The following is a 16,492-nucleotide window of genomic DNA, read 5'->3' as shown; positions in this document are numbered from 1 at the left end:
ATGACAATCGACTTCTGGGGGCTGGGGCTGCAGGCCGTCAACGTGCTGATCCTGGTCTGGCTGCTGTCGCGCCTGTTCTGGCGCCCGGTCGCCGCGGCCATCGCCACACGTCAGGACACCGCCCTCACCCTGATAAATACGGCCAAAGCCACGCAGGCCAAGGCAGATGCCGCCTTGGCCGAAGTGACACAGACCCGCGCCGACATCTCCTCCGAACGCACTGCCGTGCTAGTTGCCGCGCGCAAAGAGGCAGAAGCCGCAACCAGCGCGACGCTGGCCGACGCGCAGGCAAAGGCCGACGCGCTGCTCGCCGCCGCCAAAACCGAAATCGCGACTGAGACAGAGACCGCGCGCAAGGCCAATGCGGCGCAAGCCACCGATCTGTCGCTCGACATCGCAACGCGGCTTCTGGGCCAGCTCAACAGCCCCACCGTGCAGGCCGCCTTTCTGTCTCAGTTGCTGCTGAGCATCGCAGAGATGCCCGCCGCCGACCGCGCCGCGCTGAAAACCGATCCCAACGGGGTCCGGATTGCCACCCCCACCGATCCCGGCGCCGAAAAGGCGGTGATGGAAAAGACCATCCGCGACTCTCTTGGCGACGTTGCCCTGCACTTCGTGACCGACCCCGACCTGATCGCCGGTGTGGAACTGCGCAGCGCGCATTTTGTGCTGCACAACAGCTGGCAGGCGGATCTATCGCAGGTCCGAAAGGCGGTGAAACATGCCGCATGACACCGCTGACTGGGCCGCAACCGCCCGCGCCGCCCTGCGCGACGCCACCCTTGGTCCCCGCGCCGAACAGCGCGGCCGGGTCGAGGAAATCGGCGACGGCGTCGCGATGATCTCTGGCCTGCGCGACGTCCGTCTGGACGAGGTGCTGCGCTTTCAGGGCGGTCAGGTCGGCTTTGCCCGCGTGCTCGACCCCGATCTGATCGGCTGCGTGCTGCTGGACGCCGCCACAAAGGTCGAAGCGGGCGATGCGGTCTTTGGCACCGGCGAGGTCGTCAATGTCCCGGTGGGCGAAGCACTGCTGGGCCGCATCGTCGATCCGCTGGGCCGCCCGCTCGATGGCAAGGGGGTGATCAAGGCGCAAAACCACCTGCCCATCGAACGCCCCGCCCCGTCGATCATCGAACGTGATCTGGTGACCGAACCGGTGCAGACCGGCGTTGTCGTTGTCGACACGTTGTTCGCCCTGGGCCGGGGCCAGCGCGAACTGATCGTGGGGGATCATTCCACCGGCAAGACGACGCTGGCCATCGACAGCCTGATTGCCCAGCGCGACAGCGACATGATCTGCATCTACGTCGCTGTCGGGCAGAAAACCTCCAGTGTGCGCAGCGCCGTGGATGCGCTGCAGGCGCAGGGCAAGTTCGCGCGCTGCATCGTGCTGGTCGCAGGGGCGGCCAGCGCGCCCGGTCTGCAATGGATCGCGCCCTATGCCGGCATGACCATGGCCGAATATTTCCGCGACAAGGGCCAGCATGCGCTGATCGTGATCGACGATCTGTCCAAACACGCCGCCACCCACCGCGAAATCGCCCTGCTGACTCGTCAGTCCCCGGGCCGCGAGGCCTATCCCGGCGATGTCTTCTATATCCACGCCCGCCTTCTGGAACGCGCCGCAAAACTGTCCCCGGCGCGCGGCGGGGGATCCCTGACCGCCCTGCCGATTGCCGAAACCGTGGCCGGGAACCTCTCGGCCTATATCCCGACCAACCTGATCTCGATCACCGACGGGCAGATCGTGCTCGACGCCGCCCTGTTCCATCAGGGCCAGAAACCCAGCGTCGATGTCGGCCTGTCCGTCAGCCGCGTGGGGGGCAAGACTCAGGCGCCCGTGTTGCGCAAGGCGGCAGGCACGCTCCGGCTCGACTATGCGCAGTTCTTGGAGCTTGAGGTTTTCACCCGGTTCGGCGGCATGCCCGATGGCCGCGTGCGCCAGCAACTGACACGCGGCGCGCGGATCAGAGAGGCGCTGCGCCAGAACCAGCATGTCCCCATGCGTCTGGTGGACGAGGTGGCGCTGATGCTCGCCGTGCAATCCGGCCTGCTCGACCCGCTGCCGCTGACCGCCGTTACGGCCTTTCGCGCCGCGCTGCCCGCCGCGCTGGACCGGGATGCCGCCACAGCCCTCACCACGCTGGCAAAGACGGGGGAGCTTGATGAAGAAACGCGCAAGGGCCTGATGGACGCACTCGCGGCCCTCGCCGCCTCTCTTGGCAAGGACAGCCCGCGCGACACGGCCACAGAAAGCGCCACAGAAAGGGCTGCAGACACGCAAGAAGCCAGACCATGACCGAACGGCTGGCCGATATCAGCGCGCGCATCGACGGCATCCGCCAGCTGGGCGCCGTGGTCAACGCGATGAAAGGCATCGCCGCCGCCCGCGCCCATGTGGCCCGCACGCAGGTGGGCGCGGTGGACACCTATGCCGCAACCATCGCCGCCGCCATGGCGCGTGTGCTCAGACCCGATGGGGCAACCGCACCGCACGATGCAAAGGGCACAACCGGCCTGCTGATGTTCTGCGCCGAACAGGGCTTTGCCGGGGCTTTCAGCGAACGGGTGCTTGACAGCCTCGGCGCGGATCCCACCCCCGATACCCTGTTCCTGATCGGCACACGGGGGCTGTCCGTCGCCGTCGCGCGCGGCCTCACCCCGGGGTGGCACGCTTCCCTGCCTTCGCACACGCCGGGCATTCCGAAACTGGCGGATGCGATCACCACCGCGATCTACAGCGCCGTCGCCCGCGGGCGCATCACCCGGCTGGATGTGGTCTTTACCAGCTGGACATCCGGGCGGCCCGGCCTTGTGCGTCAAAACCTCTTTCCGATCAATCTGGGCGATCTGCCCGCCGCCGCCGGTGACCGCCCGCTGATGCAGCTGCCCGAAGCCACCCTGATCGACGCGCTGGGGCAGGATTATTTCCATGCGCAGGTCTGCAAGGCCGCGCTCCACGCCTTTGCCGCCGAAAATGAGGCGCGGATGGAAGCGATGACCGCCGCCGGCAGTCAGATCGCGCGCGAGCTTGAAACCTTTCAGGCCACCCTGCGCCGCGTGCGACAAGAGGCGATCACAGCCGAAATCATCGAACTGGGCACCGGGGCCGCATCGGCCAACGGCACCCGCTGAAGACCCACACCCGAGTCGGGATCGCAAAATCCGCATTGCTCTTGGCGCACTGACCCAGATCAATGCCGCGCTGCGGCGCGGGCGCTAGCATTCTCGCAACGGATGGGTATCCCATGCCATCCACCGAAGGAGATTCCATGTCGGACCACCCCAAGCGGACCCCACGCGCTACCGGTCGCACCGCCATGACGACCGGCACCGCAATCGCAACCGTGCCCAAGCCGCCTGCGGCCGAATCTGCATCGCTCCCGGCCGAACCCACGCCGCAAAGCGCCTATGAGACACTGGACCGCATGGTGCATGCCAGCCTGGCAAAGGCGACCTCGGGCCTCTCGCCTTCGGTTCTGGGCGAGGCATGGATGGACTGGGCCGTACATCTGGCCGTCTCTCCGGGCAAGCAGGCGCATCTGATGGAACAGGCGCTGCAGAACGCACAGGCGCTCTGGTCGCAAAGCCTCGGCATCACCCAGCCAGAGGCACCAAATGACCGGCGCTTTAAAAGTGAGGCCTGGCAGGCCTACCCGTTCAACGTGCTGTCGCAGGCGCATCTGCGCGGCTGGCAGTGGTGGCAGGATGCCACGACCGGCGTGCATGGCGTCGCCCCCGCACATGAGGATCTCATGGCCTTCACTGCCGGGCTGATCACCGACATATCCGCACCGTCGAATTCGCCCCTGACCAATCCCGATGTGATCGCCGCCACCCGCGCTGAAAACGGCCAGAACCTCGTGCGCGGCGCGCAGCATCTGGCGCAGGATATCGCCCGCAAGAACGCAAACGCACCGGCAGACGGCCCGCAACCTTTTGAGGTCGGGCGCAACCTCGCCACCACCCCCGGTAAGGTCGTGTTGCGAAACGATCTGATCGAGCTGATCCAATACGCCCCGACAACCGGCGAGGTGCATCCCGAACCGATCCTGATCGTGCCCGCCTGGATCATGAAATACTACATCCTCGACCTCTCAGCGCAAAACTCTCTGGTCCGCTTCCTTGTGGCACAAGGGTATACCGTCTTCATGGTGTCCTGGAAAAACCCCGATGCCAGCGACCGCGACCTCAGCATGGAGGATTACCGCCAGCTTGGCGTCATGGCCGCCGTCGATGCCGTGCAGGCGATCACCGGCGCACCCCGGATCCATGCCGTCGGCTATTGCCTTGGCGGCACGCTGCTGTCGATTGCAGCCGCCACCATGGGGCGTGACGGCGATGACCGGCTGGCCACCGTCACCCTGCTGGCCGCGCAGGTCGATTTCACCGAAGCCGGCCCATTGCGCCTGTTCATCAACGACTCAGAGGTCACGCTGATCGAGGATATGATGCAGGCACAGGGCTATCTCTCCTCCGATCAGATGGCCGGGGCCTTTGCCCTGCTGCGCGCCCGTGATCTGATCTGGGCACCGATCATTCGCGACTACCTGCTGGGCGAACGCAGCGATTCTTTTGACCTCATGGCCTGGAACGCCGATGCCACACGCATGCCCGCACGGATGCATTCGCAATACCTGCGCCAGCTCTTCCTGAACAACGATCTGGCCGAGGGGCGCTACCACGTCGGCGGCAAGGCCATTGCCGTAACGGACATCCGCGCGCCGGTCTTTGCCGTCGGAACCGAACAAGACCATGTCGCGCCCTGGCATTCGGTCTACAAGATGCACCTGTTTTCCGACACCGACGTGACCTTTGTGCTGACCAGCGGCGGGCACAATGCCGGCATCGTGTCCGAACCCGGCCATGCGCACCGCCATTTCCGCATTGCCCACACCGCCGCCAACGCCGCCTACCGCGATCCGGACGAATGGCTGGCGGCAACCGCCCCAAAGGACGGCTCCTGGTGGAGCGACTTTGCCGCTTGGCTTGGCAAACATTCGGGCACGGCTGTGCCGCCACCGCATATGGGCGCGCGCTCCGGCAGCTACAAAGCCCTCTGCGATGCCCCCGGAACCTACGTGAGGATGACATGAACACTCTTCAAAACAAGGTTGCGCTGGTCGTGGGTGTCGCAAACAGCCATTCCATCGCCACCGGCTGCGCGCAGGCCTTTGCCGATGCCGGGGCCGAGGTCGCGCTGACCTATGTGAATAACAAGGCCAAAGCCTATGCCCAGCCCGTTGCCGATGCCATCGGCGCCAAACTACTCTTGCCGCTCGATGTCGAGGCAGAGGGCGAGATGGAAGCGGTGTTCGACGCGATCAGGGACCGCTGGGGGCGGTTGGATATCCTCGTGCATTCCATCGCTTATTGCCCCGCAGATGATCTGCACGGGCGGGTAACGGATGTGTCGCGCGACGGCTTTGCCCGCGCCATGGATATCTCCGTCCATTCGCTGATCCGCATGGCCCGGCTTGCCGAACCGCTGATGACAGACGGCGGCACGATCCTGACCATGACCTATTATGGAGGTGAAAAGGTTGTCGATCACTACAACATCATGGGCCCGGTCAAGGCCGCACTCGAGGGCACGATGCGCGCCCTCGCCGTCGAACTCGGGCCGAAACAGATCCGCGTCAACGCCCTCTCTCCGGGGCCTCTGGCGACCCGCGCCGGATCCGGAATCGCGCATTTTGACGACCTGATCGACGCCGCCCGCCTGCGCGCCCCGCAACAGTCCCTTGTGACGATTCAGGATGTCGGAAACGTCGCCGCCATGCTGGTCAGCGACGGCGCGCGCAGCATCTCCGGTGATATCACCTATGTTGACGGAGGCCTGCATGTCCGCGCCTGATCCCGCAGCCCCGATGCAGTTCATCGAAAACAAGACCTACGGCGAAATCTCGGTCGGCGATCATGCCGAACTGATCCGCACCCTGAAACCGCAGGACATCGAACTTTTCGCGGTGATGTCCGGCGATGTGAACCCCGCACATGTGGATGCAGATTATGCCAAGACCGACATGTTCCACGGCATCATCGCCCATGGCATGTGGGGCGGCGCGCTGATCTCGGCGGTACTGGGCACCGAACTGCCCGGCCCCGGCACGATCTTTCTGAACCAGAGCCTGAAATTCTCGGCCCCCGTGGGGCTGGGCGATACGGTCACCGTGCGGGTCGAGGTACGCGAAAAACAACCCAAGGGCCGGCTGACGCTTGCCTGCACCTGTATCAATCAGGACGGCACCCTGGTGATCGAGGGCGAGGCGCACGTCATTGCCCCCCGCGACAAGGTCCGCCGCCCCCGCGTGATCCTGCCAGAGGTGCATCTGCATGTCAGGGCCGCGCAATACACCAAGCTGATCGCACAGACCGGTGGGCTCGACCCCATCCGTACCGCGGTCGTGCATCCCTGCGACGCGCTGTCCCTGACCGGCGCGCTGGACGCCGGACAGCAGGGCATGATCATCCCGGTCCTCGTCGGCCCAAGGGCCAGGATCACCGCCGCCGCGACCGAGGCCGGGCTTTCCCTTGACGGAATCGAACTGATCGATGCCCCGCACAGCCACGCCGCTGCTGCTGCTGCCGTGGCCCTCGTGCGCGCAGGCAAGGTCGCCGCGCTGATGAAAGGCTCGCTTCATACGGATGAGCTGATGGAGGCCGTGGTCCACGCAACCCTTGGCCTGCGCACCGAACGCCGGATGAGCCATGTCTACGTGCTCGACGTGCCGACCTATCCCAAACCGCTGCTGATGACCGATGCGGCAATCAACATCGCCCCCGACCTCGCCATCAAACGCGACATCGTACAGAACGCCATCGACCTTGCGCTCGCTTTGGGGATCACACTGCCAAAGGTCGCGATCCTTTCGGCGGTCGAAATGGTGAACCCGCGCATGCCTTCGACGCTGGACGCGGCGGCGCTGTGCAAGATGGCGGATCGCGGCCAGATCAGCGGCGCCCTGCTCGACGGGCCGCTGGCCTTTGACAACGCCATCTCTCCGGCCGCGGCGCAGGCCAAGGGGATCGTGTCGGACGTGGCGGGCATCGCCGATATCCTTGTCGCACCGGACCTTGAGGCGGCGAACATGATGGCGAAACAGCTGATCTATCTGGCAGGCGCCGATGCGGCGGGCATCGTGCTGGGCGCACGGGTGCCGATCATCCTGACCAGCCGCGCCGACACCGCCATGTCACGGCTTGCCTCCTGCGCGCTGGCGCAGCTGTTCATCAGCCATCAGCGAAAGCCGCTGCCATGACCGATGCCGTACTGGTTTTGAACGCCGGATCGTCCAGCCTCAAGTTCGCGGTCTATCCCCATGCCGAGGGCGAGCCCACCGCGATCCTGCGGGGCAAGATTGCAGGCATCGCCACCTGCCCGGTGTTTTCCGCCAGCGATGCAACGGGACAGCCGCTGCCGCAGGATGCACGCATGCCACTGCCGCCCGATGCCACACATGCTGACCTGATCCCCGCCCTGCTGGACTGGATCCAGTCCCACCGGGGCGGCGTCACCCTGACCGCAGCCGGGCATCGCGTGGTGCACGGCGGGCGCAGGCAAACCGGCCCGGCGCGTGTCAGTGATGCCCTGCTGGAAGAGCTGGACAAACTTGTCCCGCTCGCCCCGCTGCACCAGCCCCACAACCTTGCCGCGATCCGCTGCGTTGCGGCCTCGGCCCCGGATCTGCCGCAGATCGCCTGTTTCGACACGAGCTTTCACCGCACCCAGGACCGGCTGGCCCAGCTGTTTGCCCTGCCCCGCGCCCTGTCCGATGCGGGCATCCTGCGCTACGGCTTTCACGGGCTGTCCTATGACTATATCGCCAGCACCCTGCCCGCCCATCTGGGCACCCGGGCGGGGGGGCGCGTCATCGCCGCCCATCTGGGCAATGGCGCCAGCATGTGCGCCATGAAGAACCGCCAGAGTGTCGCCACCAGCATGGGCTTCACCGCTCTGGATGGGCTGATGATGGGCCAGCGCTGCGGTGCGCTAGATCCCGGCGTGGTGCTCTATCTGATGGAGGAAAAGCACCTCAGCACAGCCGAAGTCACCCACCTCCTCTACAGCGACTCCGGGCTGCTCGGGGTCTCCGGCCTCAGCAATGACATGGCCACGCTAGAGGCCAGCATCGCCCCCGAAGCGCGCGAGGCGATAGAACTGTTCTGCTTTCGCGCCGCCGCCGAACTCGCCGGCCTTGCCGCCGCCATCGGCGGGCTGGATGCGCTGATTTTCACCGCAGGAATCGGCGAAAACTCCGCACTGGTGCGCCGCCTGATCTGCGACCGCCTCAACTGGATGGGCATCACGCTGGATCCAAACGGCAACATCCGCAACGCGAGGTTCATCAGCACAGCGGCGTCAGCGGTCGATGTGCTGGTCATCCCGACGGATGAAGAGGGGGTCATCGCCCGCGCCACGCAGGACCTGACCCGTGGTTAGCCCCGGCGCGGCAGGGTCGCGCCGGACCGGCAAAGCCTGGTCGAAACATGACCCGGCCCCGGCATCGTTTCGCCGGACCCGCGCTGCCACGATCTCCATTCCGCCCCATAACCTCGTCCCAAAAAGTGAAACTTATCCCTTTAATAACAATATCTTGAACCAGAAAAAACACCCGCGCACCCAATACCCGACACCCTGCGCATGCGGGCGCTCGCCCACCCTGCCCCAGGATCACGAAAAGACACCGCAAGCCAAAAGCCCCCGCCAGATCAACCGTTTGGCCCCGGACGCAGGCCTTGTAATCGCGCCGCGCGCCCACAGCTAACAGACAGACCCGCTGCCGCCGCCGATCACCGGCCCCGGTGGCATCCGGAACCCCGAACCGGTTTCGCGCAACAGACTGTCGGACGCACCGTCCGACCAGAAAGAAAGGACCCGATCCATGTCCCAGTCCCAGACCCAGAACCGCAAGTTCATCCTCGCCGAACGCCCCAAGGGCGAACCCGACGACAACACCCTGCGCCTCGAAACCGAAGCCCTGCCAACGCCCGGAAAGGGCCAGATGCTGCTGCGCAACGAATACCTCTCGCTCGACCCCTACATGCGCGGCCGGATGAGCGACGCCCCCTCCTACGCCGCCCCGGTCGAAATCGGGCAGACGATGGTCGGCGGCACGGTGGCGCAAGTCATGTCCTCGGATGTGAAGGGCTTTGAAAAGGACGACTGGGTTGTCGCCTTTGGCGGCTGGCAGGATTACGCTCTGTCAGACGGCACCGGCGTGATCAACTTGGGCAAGGATCCCGAAAACAAATCCTGGGCGCTTGGTGTGCTGGGCATGCCGGGCCTGACCGCCTGGACCGGCCTGACCCAGATCGGCCAACCTAAAGCCGGTGAAACCCTTGTGGTTGCCGGCGCCAGCGGCCCGGTCGGCGCCACGGTCGGCCAGATCGGCAAGATCCTTGGCCTGCGGGTTGTCGGCGTCGCCGGCGGCGCGGAAAAATGCGCCCATGTGGTCGACACCCTCGGGTTTGACGCCTGCGTGGATTACAAGGCAGACGGCTTTCCCGCCGCGCTGAAGGCCGCCGCGCCCGACGGCATCGACATCTATTTCGAAAACGTCGGCGGCGCGGTGTTCGATGCGGTCATGCCGCTGCTCAACACCTCGGCCCGCATCCCGGTCTGTGGCGTGATCTCGCAATACAACGCCACCTCCCTGCCCGATGGTCCTGACCGGCTGAGCCTGCTGATGGGTATGGTGCTGCGCAAGCGCATGACGCTCCGTGGCTTTATCGTCTTTGAAGATTTCGGCCATCTCTACCCCGAGTTTTCCAAGCAGATGGGCGATTGGGTGCGCGACGGCAAGATCAAGTACCGCGAAGAGGTGATCGAAGGCCTGGAACAGGCCCCCGCCGCCTTTGTCGGCCTGCTGAACGGCAAAGCCTTTGGCAAACGTGTGGTCAAGCTGACCGCCTGAAGCATCAAAAATCTGAAACACCTATAAAAGAGGGAAACCCCCGATGAAAATTCTCATGGTTCTCACATCGCATGACACGCTCGGCGATACCGGCAAAAAGACCGGCTTCTGGCTCGAAGAATTCGCCGCCCCTTACTACGTCTTCAAGGACGCAGGCGCCGAGGTCACTCTGGCCTCGCCCAAGGGCGGTCAGCCGCCGCTGGATCCCTCAAGCGACGCAGACGACGCCCAGACCGAAGCAACCAGACGCTTCAAGGGCGATGATGCCGCGCAAAAGGATCTGGCCCACACAACGGTCCTGTCCACGGTTTCGGCGGATGGCTTTGATGCGATCTTCTACCCAGGTGGTCACGGCCCGCTCTGGGATCTGGCCGAGGATGGCGACAGCAAGGCCCTGATCGAAGCCTTTGCCGCTTCCGACCGCCCCGTCGGCGCGGTCTGCCACGCCCCGGGCGTATTCCGCCACACGATGGGCACGGACGGCAAACCGCTTGTCTCGGGCAAGACCGTGACCGGCTTCACCAATACCGAAGAAGAGGCCGTCGGCCTGACCAAGGTCGTCCCCTTCCTGGTCGAGGATATGCTGAAATCCAATGGCGGCACCTACCAGAAAGGCGCCGATTGGGCATCCTTCGTCGTGACGGATGGAAAGCTGGTCACCGGCCAGAACCCCGCCTCCTCCGAAGAGGCAGCGCACAAGCTGCTCGCCCTGCTCTGAACCGCTTTTCTGGGCCGTCCCACGTGGGATGGCCCAGACCTTCCGTAAGGTACCCGATGTTTTGGCATGTATCGCGGGCCTTGTTTCGGGCGCTTACGACACCTCCGTCAAAATCCCGCCGGACCAGATCGCCACCGTCGAACGCTATGACGATCTCAAGGTCGAACGCATCGTGCTGGACAACAGCCACATGCTGGTCTTCCACCCCGACGGTCCGCTGGAAGATAAGCGCGCTCATCAGGCGCTGGCCCTCGTCATCGACGGCGCGATGCTGGGCAAGGCGCTCTGGGCCGATCTGAACGACACCCCAAACGGCTAGGAGATGTCGACAGTGATGATCTGGGATTCCCCGGTGGCCGGGGCGGCATCAAACACGCCCCCACCGCTCTGGTCGATGTCGCCCTCACCATCTCGGACCTGCTCGGCCGCGACCGCGACGCTCAGGGCCGTGTCTTGCCGGTCTGGGAGGCCGAACAGGGCGACACCAAACGCTGGTCAGCGACGCCCGGGAGGCAGGGCGCCGTGCGCCTGATCCGCAACCGCGTCGGCGCAGGCATCTACCTCAACCACCTCACCTGAGGCATCACAGCCGCCCGGGGCACCGGTCGGCACCTGCCAGAGCGTGTCGCGCTAAAGGCTCAGCCGCGCCACAATGCTCTGTGCTGTCACACGCCCGATCGCCTCTCCTCGCGCGGTGACCGTCAGGCCCGGCTGATCCCGCAGCCGCAGCATCACATCCCGCACGGCAAGCTCTGCATCGACCTCAGCGCCATCCCCCGCGCCGTCCCCAGACCCGGCAACCATCACATCCCGCGCCGTCAGCACGCCCAGCGGGTTCATGTTGGCGACAAATTCCGCCACATACTCCGACGTCGGGTTGGAAAAGATCTCGCGCGGGGTGCCGCATTGCACGATGCGCCCGCCCTCCATGATCGCGATCCGCCCGCCCAGCTTGAACGCCTCGTCGAGATCGTGGCTGACAAAGATGATCGTGCGTTTCAGCCGGGCCTGCAGCTCCAGCAGCTCATCCTGCAGCCGCGTGCGGATCAGCGGGTCCAGCGCCGAAAACGGTTCGTCCATCAGCAGGATCGGCGCCTCGGTCGCAAAAGCGCGCGCCAGGCCAACGCGCTGTTGCATGCCCCCCGACAGTTCCGCCACCCGCGCCCCGGCCCGTTCCGACAGGCCGACCAGTTCCAGCTGCGCCGCCACCCTATCGGCGCGCTCGCGATCCGGCACACCGGCCAGTTCCAGACCAAAGCCGACGTTTTCCGCCACCGTGCGCCAGGGCAGCAGGCCGAACTGCTGAAACACCATGGCAACGCGGCTCTGGCGGATGCGCCGAAGCGCCTTGGCAGTGCAGGTGGTGACATTCACCATCGCTCCACCGTCATTCACCGACACCGACCCGCGCACCACCGGGTTCAGCCCGTTGACCGCGCGCAGCAACGTCGACTTGCCCGACCCCGACAGCCCCATCAGGACAAGGATCTCACCCTCTTCCACCTCAAGGCTGCAGTCATGCACGCCCAGCACCTGATCGGTCTGGGCCTGAATTTCGCTGCGGGTCATGCCCTGATCGGCCAGTGGCAGCGCCTTGTCCGGGGATGACCCGAACAGGATGCACACCTTGTCGAATATGACGGCCTTGCTCATTTGTCGCCCACCCGCAGCATCCGGTCCAGCATGATGGCGACCACCACGATCACGAAACCACTTTCAAACCCCAGCCCCGTATCGACCCGGTTCAGCGCGCGCACCACCGGCACACCCAGACCATCTGCCCCCACCAGCGCCGCAATCACCACCATCGACAGCGACAGCATGATCGTCTGATTCAGCCCCGCCATGATCTGCGGCAGCGCATAGGGCAGCTCGATCTTCCACAGGGTCTGGCTTGGCTTTGCCCCAAACGCCTCTGCCGCCTCCAGCAGCGCCGTCGGCGTGCTGGAAATGCCCAGATGCGTCAGCCGGATCGGCGCGGGCACCACAAAGATCACCGTGGCGATCAGCCCCGGCACCATGCCGATGCCAAAGAACACAATCGCCGGGATCAGATAGACAAAGGTCGGCAGCGTCTGCATCAGGTCCAGAACCGGACGCATCCAGGCATAAAGCTTGGGCCGGTGCGCCACCGCAATGCCGATGGGCACGCCGACGCCCATGCAGACCACACAGGCCGACAGCACCAGCGTCAGGCTTTCGGTCGTTTCCTCCCAATAACCCTGATTGACGATGAACAAGAACCCGACGGCGATCAGCAGGGGTAGCTTCCAGCCGCGCTGGATCACCCATGTCAGCGCCACAAAGGCCGCAATCACCAGCAATTCGGGCGGCGTTTGCAACACCCACAGGATCGCGGCAATCAGCCCCTCCATCGCGACAGCCATGCCGTCAAAGAACCAGCCGCCGTTTTTCTGCAGCCAGCCAAAGATCGCCTCGGCCCAGTCCCCGATGGGGATCTTGTTGTCGCTCAGCCAGTTCATGCCTGTCCCCTTGGTCGTTTCAAATGAAGTGTTTTATGATGCCCGATCAAATCGGATTACCGGACAAGGGCAATATTTCCGGCCTTCTGCAAATAGCGCTGCCAGTCTCTCGGCCAGATAAAGCGGCTTGATGCACCGGCTTCAGACGTCACTGGCTCGCAGAATCGCCTTTTTCGCAACTCTGGCCAGCGACCTGCGGCACTGCTCCGCCAGGACGGACAGTCACCATATCCCCCTCTGAAAGACACCGACGACCGCAAGGCAGGCCTGCCCTCTGCTCAAGGGCAGGCCTTGAACGATCAATCAGTTGGCAAGGCTTTCCTGCGCCGCCGCCATCGCGTCGGTGCCGTCCAGCATGGTCACGCCGTCCAGCCAGACCGGGATCACCGCGTCATAATTGGCCGCAATCCAGGTCGCCGCCGCCTCTTTCGGGTCCTGCCCCCCGTCCAGGATCGCACCCATGATCTCGTTCTCCATCTCCAGAGAAAAGACCATGTTGTTCAGCAACTTGCCCACGTTCGGGCATTCCGCAACATATCCCGCGCGGGTGTTGGTATAGACCGTAGCACCCCCCAGATCGGGACCAAAATAATCATCCCCCCCGGTCAGATAGGTCAGATCATAGTTCGCATTCATCGGATGCGGCTCCCAGCCAAGGAACACGATCGGCTCGTCCCGGTTGGACAGGCGCTCCACCTGCGCCAGCATCCCCTGTTCCGAACTTTCCTTGACGTCGAAATCCTTTAACCCAAAGGCATCCGCCTCGATCATGTCCAGGATCAGCCGGTTGCCGTCATTGCCCGGCTCGATGCCATAGATGTTGCCGTCCAGCGCATCCGCATGTGCGGCAATGCTCGCAAAGGACTCGATGCCCAGCGCCGCACCGGCAGCATTGGTCGCCAGCGTGTACTTTGCGCCCTCAAGGTTGGCGCGCACGGTGTCCACGCTGCCAGCCTCACGATAGGGCGCGATATCAGCCTCCATCGTCGGCATCCAGTTGCCCAGGAAGACGTCGATATCCCCCGCCGCCATAGAGGTATAGGTCACCGGCACCGACAACAGCTTGGTATCGGTCTCATACCCCAGCGCCTCGAGCACAACCGACGCCGCCGCCGTGGTCGCGGTGATATCGGTCCAGCCGACATCGGAAAACCGCACCTCTTCGCAATTGGCAAAAGCAGCACTTGCAGCAAGTGACAGCGCGATGGCGCCTGTGGCGGTCTTGATCATGGTCTTCTCCCGGTTGGTTTTTGTATTTCTGCCGCGAACTAGCGCTGATTTGGCGCCCAGTGCAACCGCCGGGGCCCTGACCGCCCCGTCACAGCCCGCAAAAGCCGCAGGATATCGCGGCGGCGCATACAATGCGCGCACCCCGGATTCCCGGGCGTTTCAGCTTGGGCGTCAACCGGATCTGCGCGCCCCCGTCCCTCTGGCCAACCGCGCGCCTTCAGAACGCGCTACGGCAGGTCCCGAACCATCAGAATCCACTCGCCGCTCTGGTCCGACCGGTCAAATGGCACAAAGCCACGCCGGTCCCATTCGCGAAACCCGCAGCGCAGATACAGACGATGCGCGCCCGCGTTGAAACTGCCCACCATAAGGGTCAGCTGTCTGCACCCCGCGTCACGCGCAAGTTCTTCCGCCTTGGCCAGCAGCGCAGATCCAACGCCCTGTCCCCGCGCTTCGGGCAGCACAGCGGCGGTCGCAATGTACCACGTCCCCACGGCAACCGCCTTGAGCGCGTTCAGCGGCACCAAAAATTCAGGCAGCTCCGCCTGCGCGCTCGTCCCGGACACCCTGGCAATACGACAGCTGTTCATGCCGCCCAGCAGCTGACCGTCCCGCTCTGCCACCACCCAATGCGTGTAATGAAACGTCTGTCCGACATCGGTCCGGATCTTCTCGCGCCCGATTTCCAGACCGGACTGTCCCGCTCCGGCGGCCCGGTCCCACATGGCAGAGGCCAGACGCCGCGACGCCATATCGCTCAGCACGGCAAGGTCAGAGCAGTCTCCGCTTCGGGCGGGTCGAAAGGTAATGGGCGCAATCATCTGTTCTCTCTTTCAAAAACGTCTCAGGCCCGACACGACACACCCCGCACCGGTTGTCACATCCGGCCAAATCACCTGGCCGCGCGCAACGGTGCCAGCGCACCAGCGCAACGCCGCAAATGCGGCCCGCACGATCACCTCAGCCCGCACTCTGACGGTTGCGCACATCCAGCCCCAGCGCATCATACAACGCCATCAGCGCGCGATTGTGCTCGGGATCGCGCGGCGCCGTGCGGCTGCGGAACAGCGTCGCCTGCGAGCGCAACACCGGCTCCTCGCTCAGGATCTTGAGGTGGTTGGCCCGCAGCGTCTCCCCGCTCGACGTGATGTCGGCCACGGCCTCGGCGGTCAGGTTCTTGACCGTGCCTTCGGTCGCGCCCTGACTATCGACCAGCTGGTAATCCGACACCCCGCCATAACGCAGATACTCCCGCGTCAGCCGGTGATACTTGGTCGCGATCCGCAGGCGGAATCCATGCTCGGCCCGGAACGCCGCCGCCGCCGCATCCAGATCATCCAGCGTGTCCACATCGACCCAGGCCTGCGGCACCGCAACGATCAGGTCAGCAAAGCCAAACCCCAGCGCGCGCACCTCTTCGACCTTCTGATCCCACTGCACCAGCTTTTCGCGGATCAGATCAGTGCCCGTCACCCCCAGATGAATGCGCCCGGCGGCCAGCTCGCGCGGGATTTCCCCGGCGGACAACAGCACAAGGTCGATGCCCTCCACCCCCGCCACCGCCCCGGCATATTCGCGCTCCGACCCGGTCCGGCTCAGCGTGATGCCATGCTGGGCGAACCACTCGAAGGTCTTTTCCATCAGCCGCCCCTTGGACGGCACCCCCAGCTTCACGCTCATAGCTTTGTCTCCATCGCGCAGAGGATATCGGGCCGGATCACCCCGCCCACCGCCGGGATCGACGCGCCCTGCCCCAGCCGCTGGGTCAGCGCATCATAGCGCCCGCCGGTGGCCACGGGCGGCAGATCGGGCCGCGCCTCGGGGTAAAAGCCAAAGACGAAGCCGTCGTAATATTCCATCGAGGTGCGCCCGTAAGACGCCTCGAAATCCAGCGTCGCCACATCGACCCCACGCGCGGACAGTGCCTCACAGCGCTGCGCGAATCGCTCGACCGCATCACCGATGGCGGGCAGATCCACCGCGATGTCGCGCAGATGCTCCAGCGCAAAGACACAGGTTTCCCGCACCGCGAGCACCGAATCGATCAGCTCGACCTGCCCGGCGCTCAGCGGCGGCTCAGCGGCATCCTCGCGCAACGCGGCAATCCGCGCCGCGATTTCCTCCTCGGAGCGCAGCCCGATCAT

18 protein-coding genes are annotated in these 16,492 nt (G+C 64.8%); 11 read left to right on the top strand and 7 right to left on the bottom strand.

The window, feature by feature from the left end; genetic code table 11:
* The 7 genes from P775_RS10165 (at nucleotide 1) to P775_RS10135 (ending at nucleotide 8,443) form a co-directional block, all read left to right on the top strand.
* Nucleotides 1-732, top strand: a complete 732-nt coding sequence (locus tag P775_RS10165; RefSeq protein ID WP_099910900.1) for a F0F1 ATP synthase subunit B — start codon at nucleotides 1-3, stop codon at nucleotides 730-732.
* Nucleotides 722-2,299, top strand: coding sequence for a F0F1 ATP synthase subunit alpha (locus P775_RS10160; RefSeq protein ID WP_099910899.1), 1,578 nt, complete (start codon nucleotides 722-724; stop codon nucleotides 2,297-2,299). Before P775_RS10165 ends, P775_RS10160 begins: the two co-directional genes overlap by 11 nt.
* On the top strand, nucleotides 2,296-3,135 hold the full coding sequence (locus P775_RS10155) for a F0F1 ATP synthase subunit gamma (protein ID WP_099910898.1): 840 nt from the start codon (nucleotides 2,296-2,298) through the stop codon (nucleotides 3,133-3,135). Before P775_RS10160 ends, P775_RS10155 begins: the two co-directional genes overlap by 4 nt.
* Before the next feature lie 137 nt (nucleotides 3,136-3,272).
* The gene (locus P775_RS10150; RefSeq protein ID WP_245875626.1) at nucleotides 3,273-5,096 is read left to right on the top strand and encodes a PHA/PHB synthase family protein; all 1,824 of its coding nucleotides are present in this window, start codon (nucleotides 3,273-3,275) and stop codon (nucleotides 5,094-5,096) included.
* Nucleotides 5,093-5,857, top strand: coding sequence for an enoyl-ACP reductase FabI (gene fabI / locus P775_RS10145; protein ID WP_099910897.1), 765 nt, complete (start codon nucleotides 5,093-5,095; stop codon nucleotides 5,855-5,857). Before P775_RS10150 ends, fabI begins: the two co-directional genes overlap by 4 nt.
* The gene (locus tag P775_RS10140; RefSeq protein WP_218967659.1) at nucleotides 5,844-7,262 is read left to right on the top strand and encodes a bifunctional enoyl-CoA hydratase/phosphate acetyltransferase; all 1,419 of its coding nucleotides are present in this window, start codon (nucleotides 5,844-5,846) and stop codon (nucleotides 7,260-7,262) included. Before fabI ends, P775_RS10140 begins: the two co-directional genes overlap by 14 nt.
* A complete protein-coding gene (locus P775_RS10135; RefSeq protein WP_099910896.1) occupies nucleotides 7,259-8,443 on the top strand; it encodes an acetate/propionate family kinase in 1,185 nt (394 codons plus the stop codon). Before P775_RS10140 ends, P775_RS10135 begins: the two co-directional genes overlap by 4 nt.
* A 321-nt stretch (nucleotides 8,444-8,764) precedes the next feature.
* Here the strand turns inward: P775_RS10135 and P775_RS29400 are convergent, their stop codons facing one another.
* On the bottom strand, nucleotides 8,765-8,887 hold the full coding sequence (locus tag P775_RS29400; protein ID WP_281256071.1) for a hypothetical protein: 123 nt from the start codon (nucleotides 8,885-8,887) through the stop codon (nucleotides 8,765-8,767).
* Between P775_RS29400 and P775_RS10125 the strand changes: the two genes are divergently transcribed.
* The 4 genes from P775_RS10125 (at nucleotide 8,886) to P775_RS29395 (ending at nucleotide 11,214) form a co-directional block, all read left to right on the top strand.
* Nucleotides 8,886-9,917 (top strand): NADP-dependent oxidoreductase, encoded by a 1,032-nt coding sequence (locus tag P775_RS10125; RefSeq protein WP_099910894.1) that lies wholly within the window; start codon nucleotides 8,886-8,888, stop codon nucleotides 9,915-9,917. The genes P775_RS29400 and P775_RS10125 overlap by 2 nt on opposite strands.
* Before the next feature lie 43 nt (nucleotides 9,918-9,960).
* Nucleotides 9,961-10,635, top strand: coding sequence for a type 1 glutamine amidotransferase domain-containing protein (locus P775_RS10120; protein ID WP_099910893.1), 675 nt, complete (start codon nucleotides 9,961-9,963; stop codon nucleotides 10,633-10,635).
* Nucleotides 10,636-10,696: 61 nt separating this feature from the next.
* A complete protein-coding gene (locus P775_RS10115) occupies nucleotides 10,697-10,954 on the top strand; it encodes a hypothetical protein (protein WP_180287399.1) in 258 nt (85 codons plus the stop codon).
* Nucleotides 10,955-11,088: 134 nt separating this feature from the next.
* Nucleotides 11,089-11,214, top strand: a complete 126-nt coding sequence (locus P775_RS29395) for a hypothetical protein (RefSeq protein WP_281256070.1) — start codon at nucleotides 11,089-11,091, stop codon at nucleotides 11,212-11,214.
* A 51-nt stretch (nucleotides 11,215-11,265) separates the two neighbouring features.
* On the opposite strand, the gene choV is transcribed toward P775_RS29395, so the two are convergent.
* From choV to P775_RS10085, 6 genes are all read right to left on the bottom strand, one after another.
* A complete protein-coding gene (choV, locus tag P775_RS10110) occupies nucleotides 11,266-12,288 on the bottom strand; it encodes a choline ABC transporter ATP-binding protein (protein ID WP_099910892.1) in 1,023 nt (340 codons plus the stop codon).
* Nucleotides 12,285-13,118, bottom strand: coding sequence for a choline ABC transporter permease subunit (choW, locus tag P775_RS10105; protein ID WP_099910891.1), 834 nt, complete (start codon nucleotides 13,116-13,118; stop codon nucleotides 12,285-12,287). Before choW ends, choV begins: the two co-directional genes overlap by 4 nt.
* A gap of 303 nt (nucleotides 13,119-13,421) precedes the next feature.
* The gene (choX, locus tag P775_RS10100) at nucleotides 13,422-14,348 is read right to left on the bottom strand and encodes a choline ABC transporter substrate-binding protein (protein ID WP_099910890.1); all 927 of its coding nucleotides are present in this window, start codon (nucleotides 14,346-14,348) and stop codon (nucleotides 13,422-13,424) included.
* Between the two features lie 227 nt (nucleotides 14,349-14,575).
* Nucleotides 14,576-15,169 (bottom strand): GNAT family N-acetyltransferase, encoded by a 594-nt coding sequence (locus P775_RS10095; RefSeq protein WP_099910889.1) that lies wholly within the window; start codon nucleotides 15,167-15,169, stop codon nucleotides 14,576-14,578.
* A gap of 139 nt (nucleotides 15,170-15,308) precedes the next feature.
* A complete protein-coding gene (hisG, locus tag P775_RS10090; protein WP_099910888.1) occupies nucleotides 15,309-16,028 on the bottom strand; it encodes an ATP phosphoribosyltransferase in 720 nt (239 codons plus the stop codon).
* On the bottom strand, nucleotides 16,025-16,492 hold a 468-nt coding region (locus tag P775_RS10085), incomplete at its 5' end, for an ATP phosphoribosyltransferase regulatory subunit (RefSeq protein WP_180287398.1). The genes P775_RS10085 and hisG, both read right to left, overlap by 4 nt.

The organism is Puniceibacterium antarcticum, from assembly GCF_002760615.1.
Taxonomy (GTDB): domain Bacteria; phylum Pseudomonadota; class Alphaproteobacteria; order Rhodobacterales; family Rhodobacteraceae; genus Puniceibacterium; species Puniceibacterium antarcticum.
This window is presented reverse-complemented; position numbering and strand designations above follow the sequence as displayed.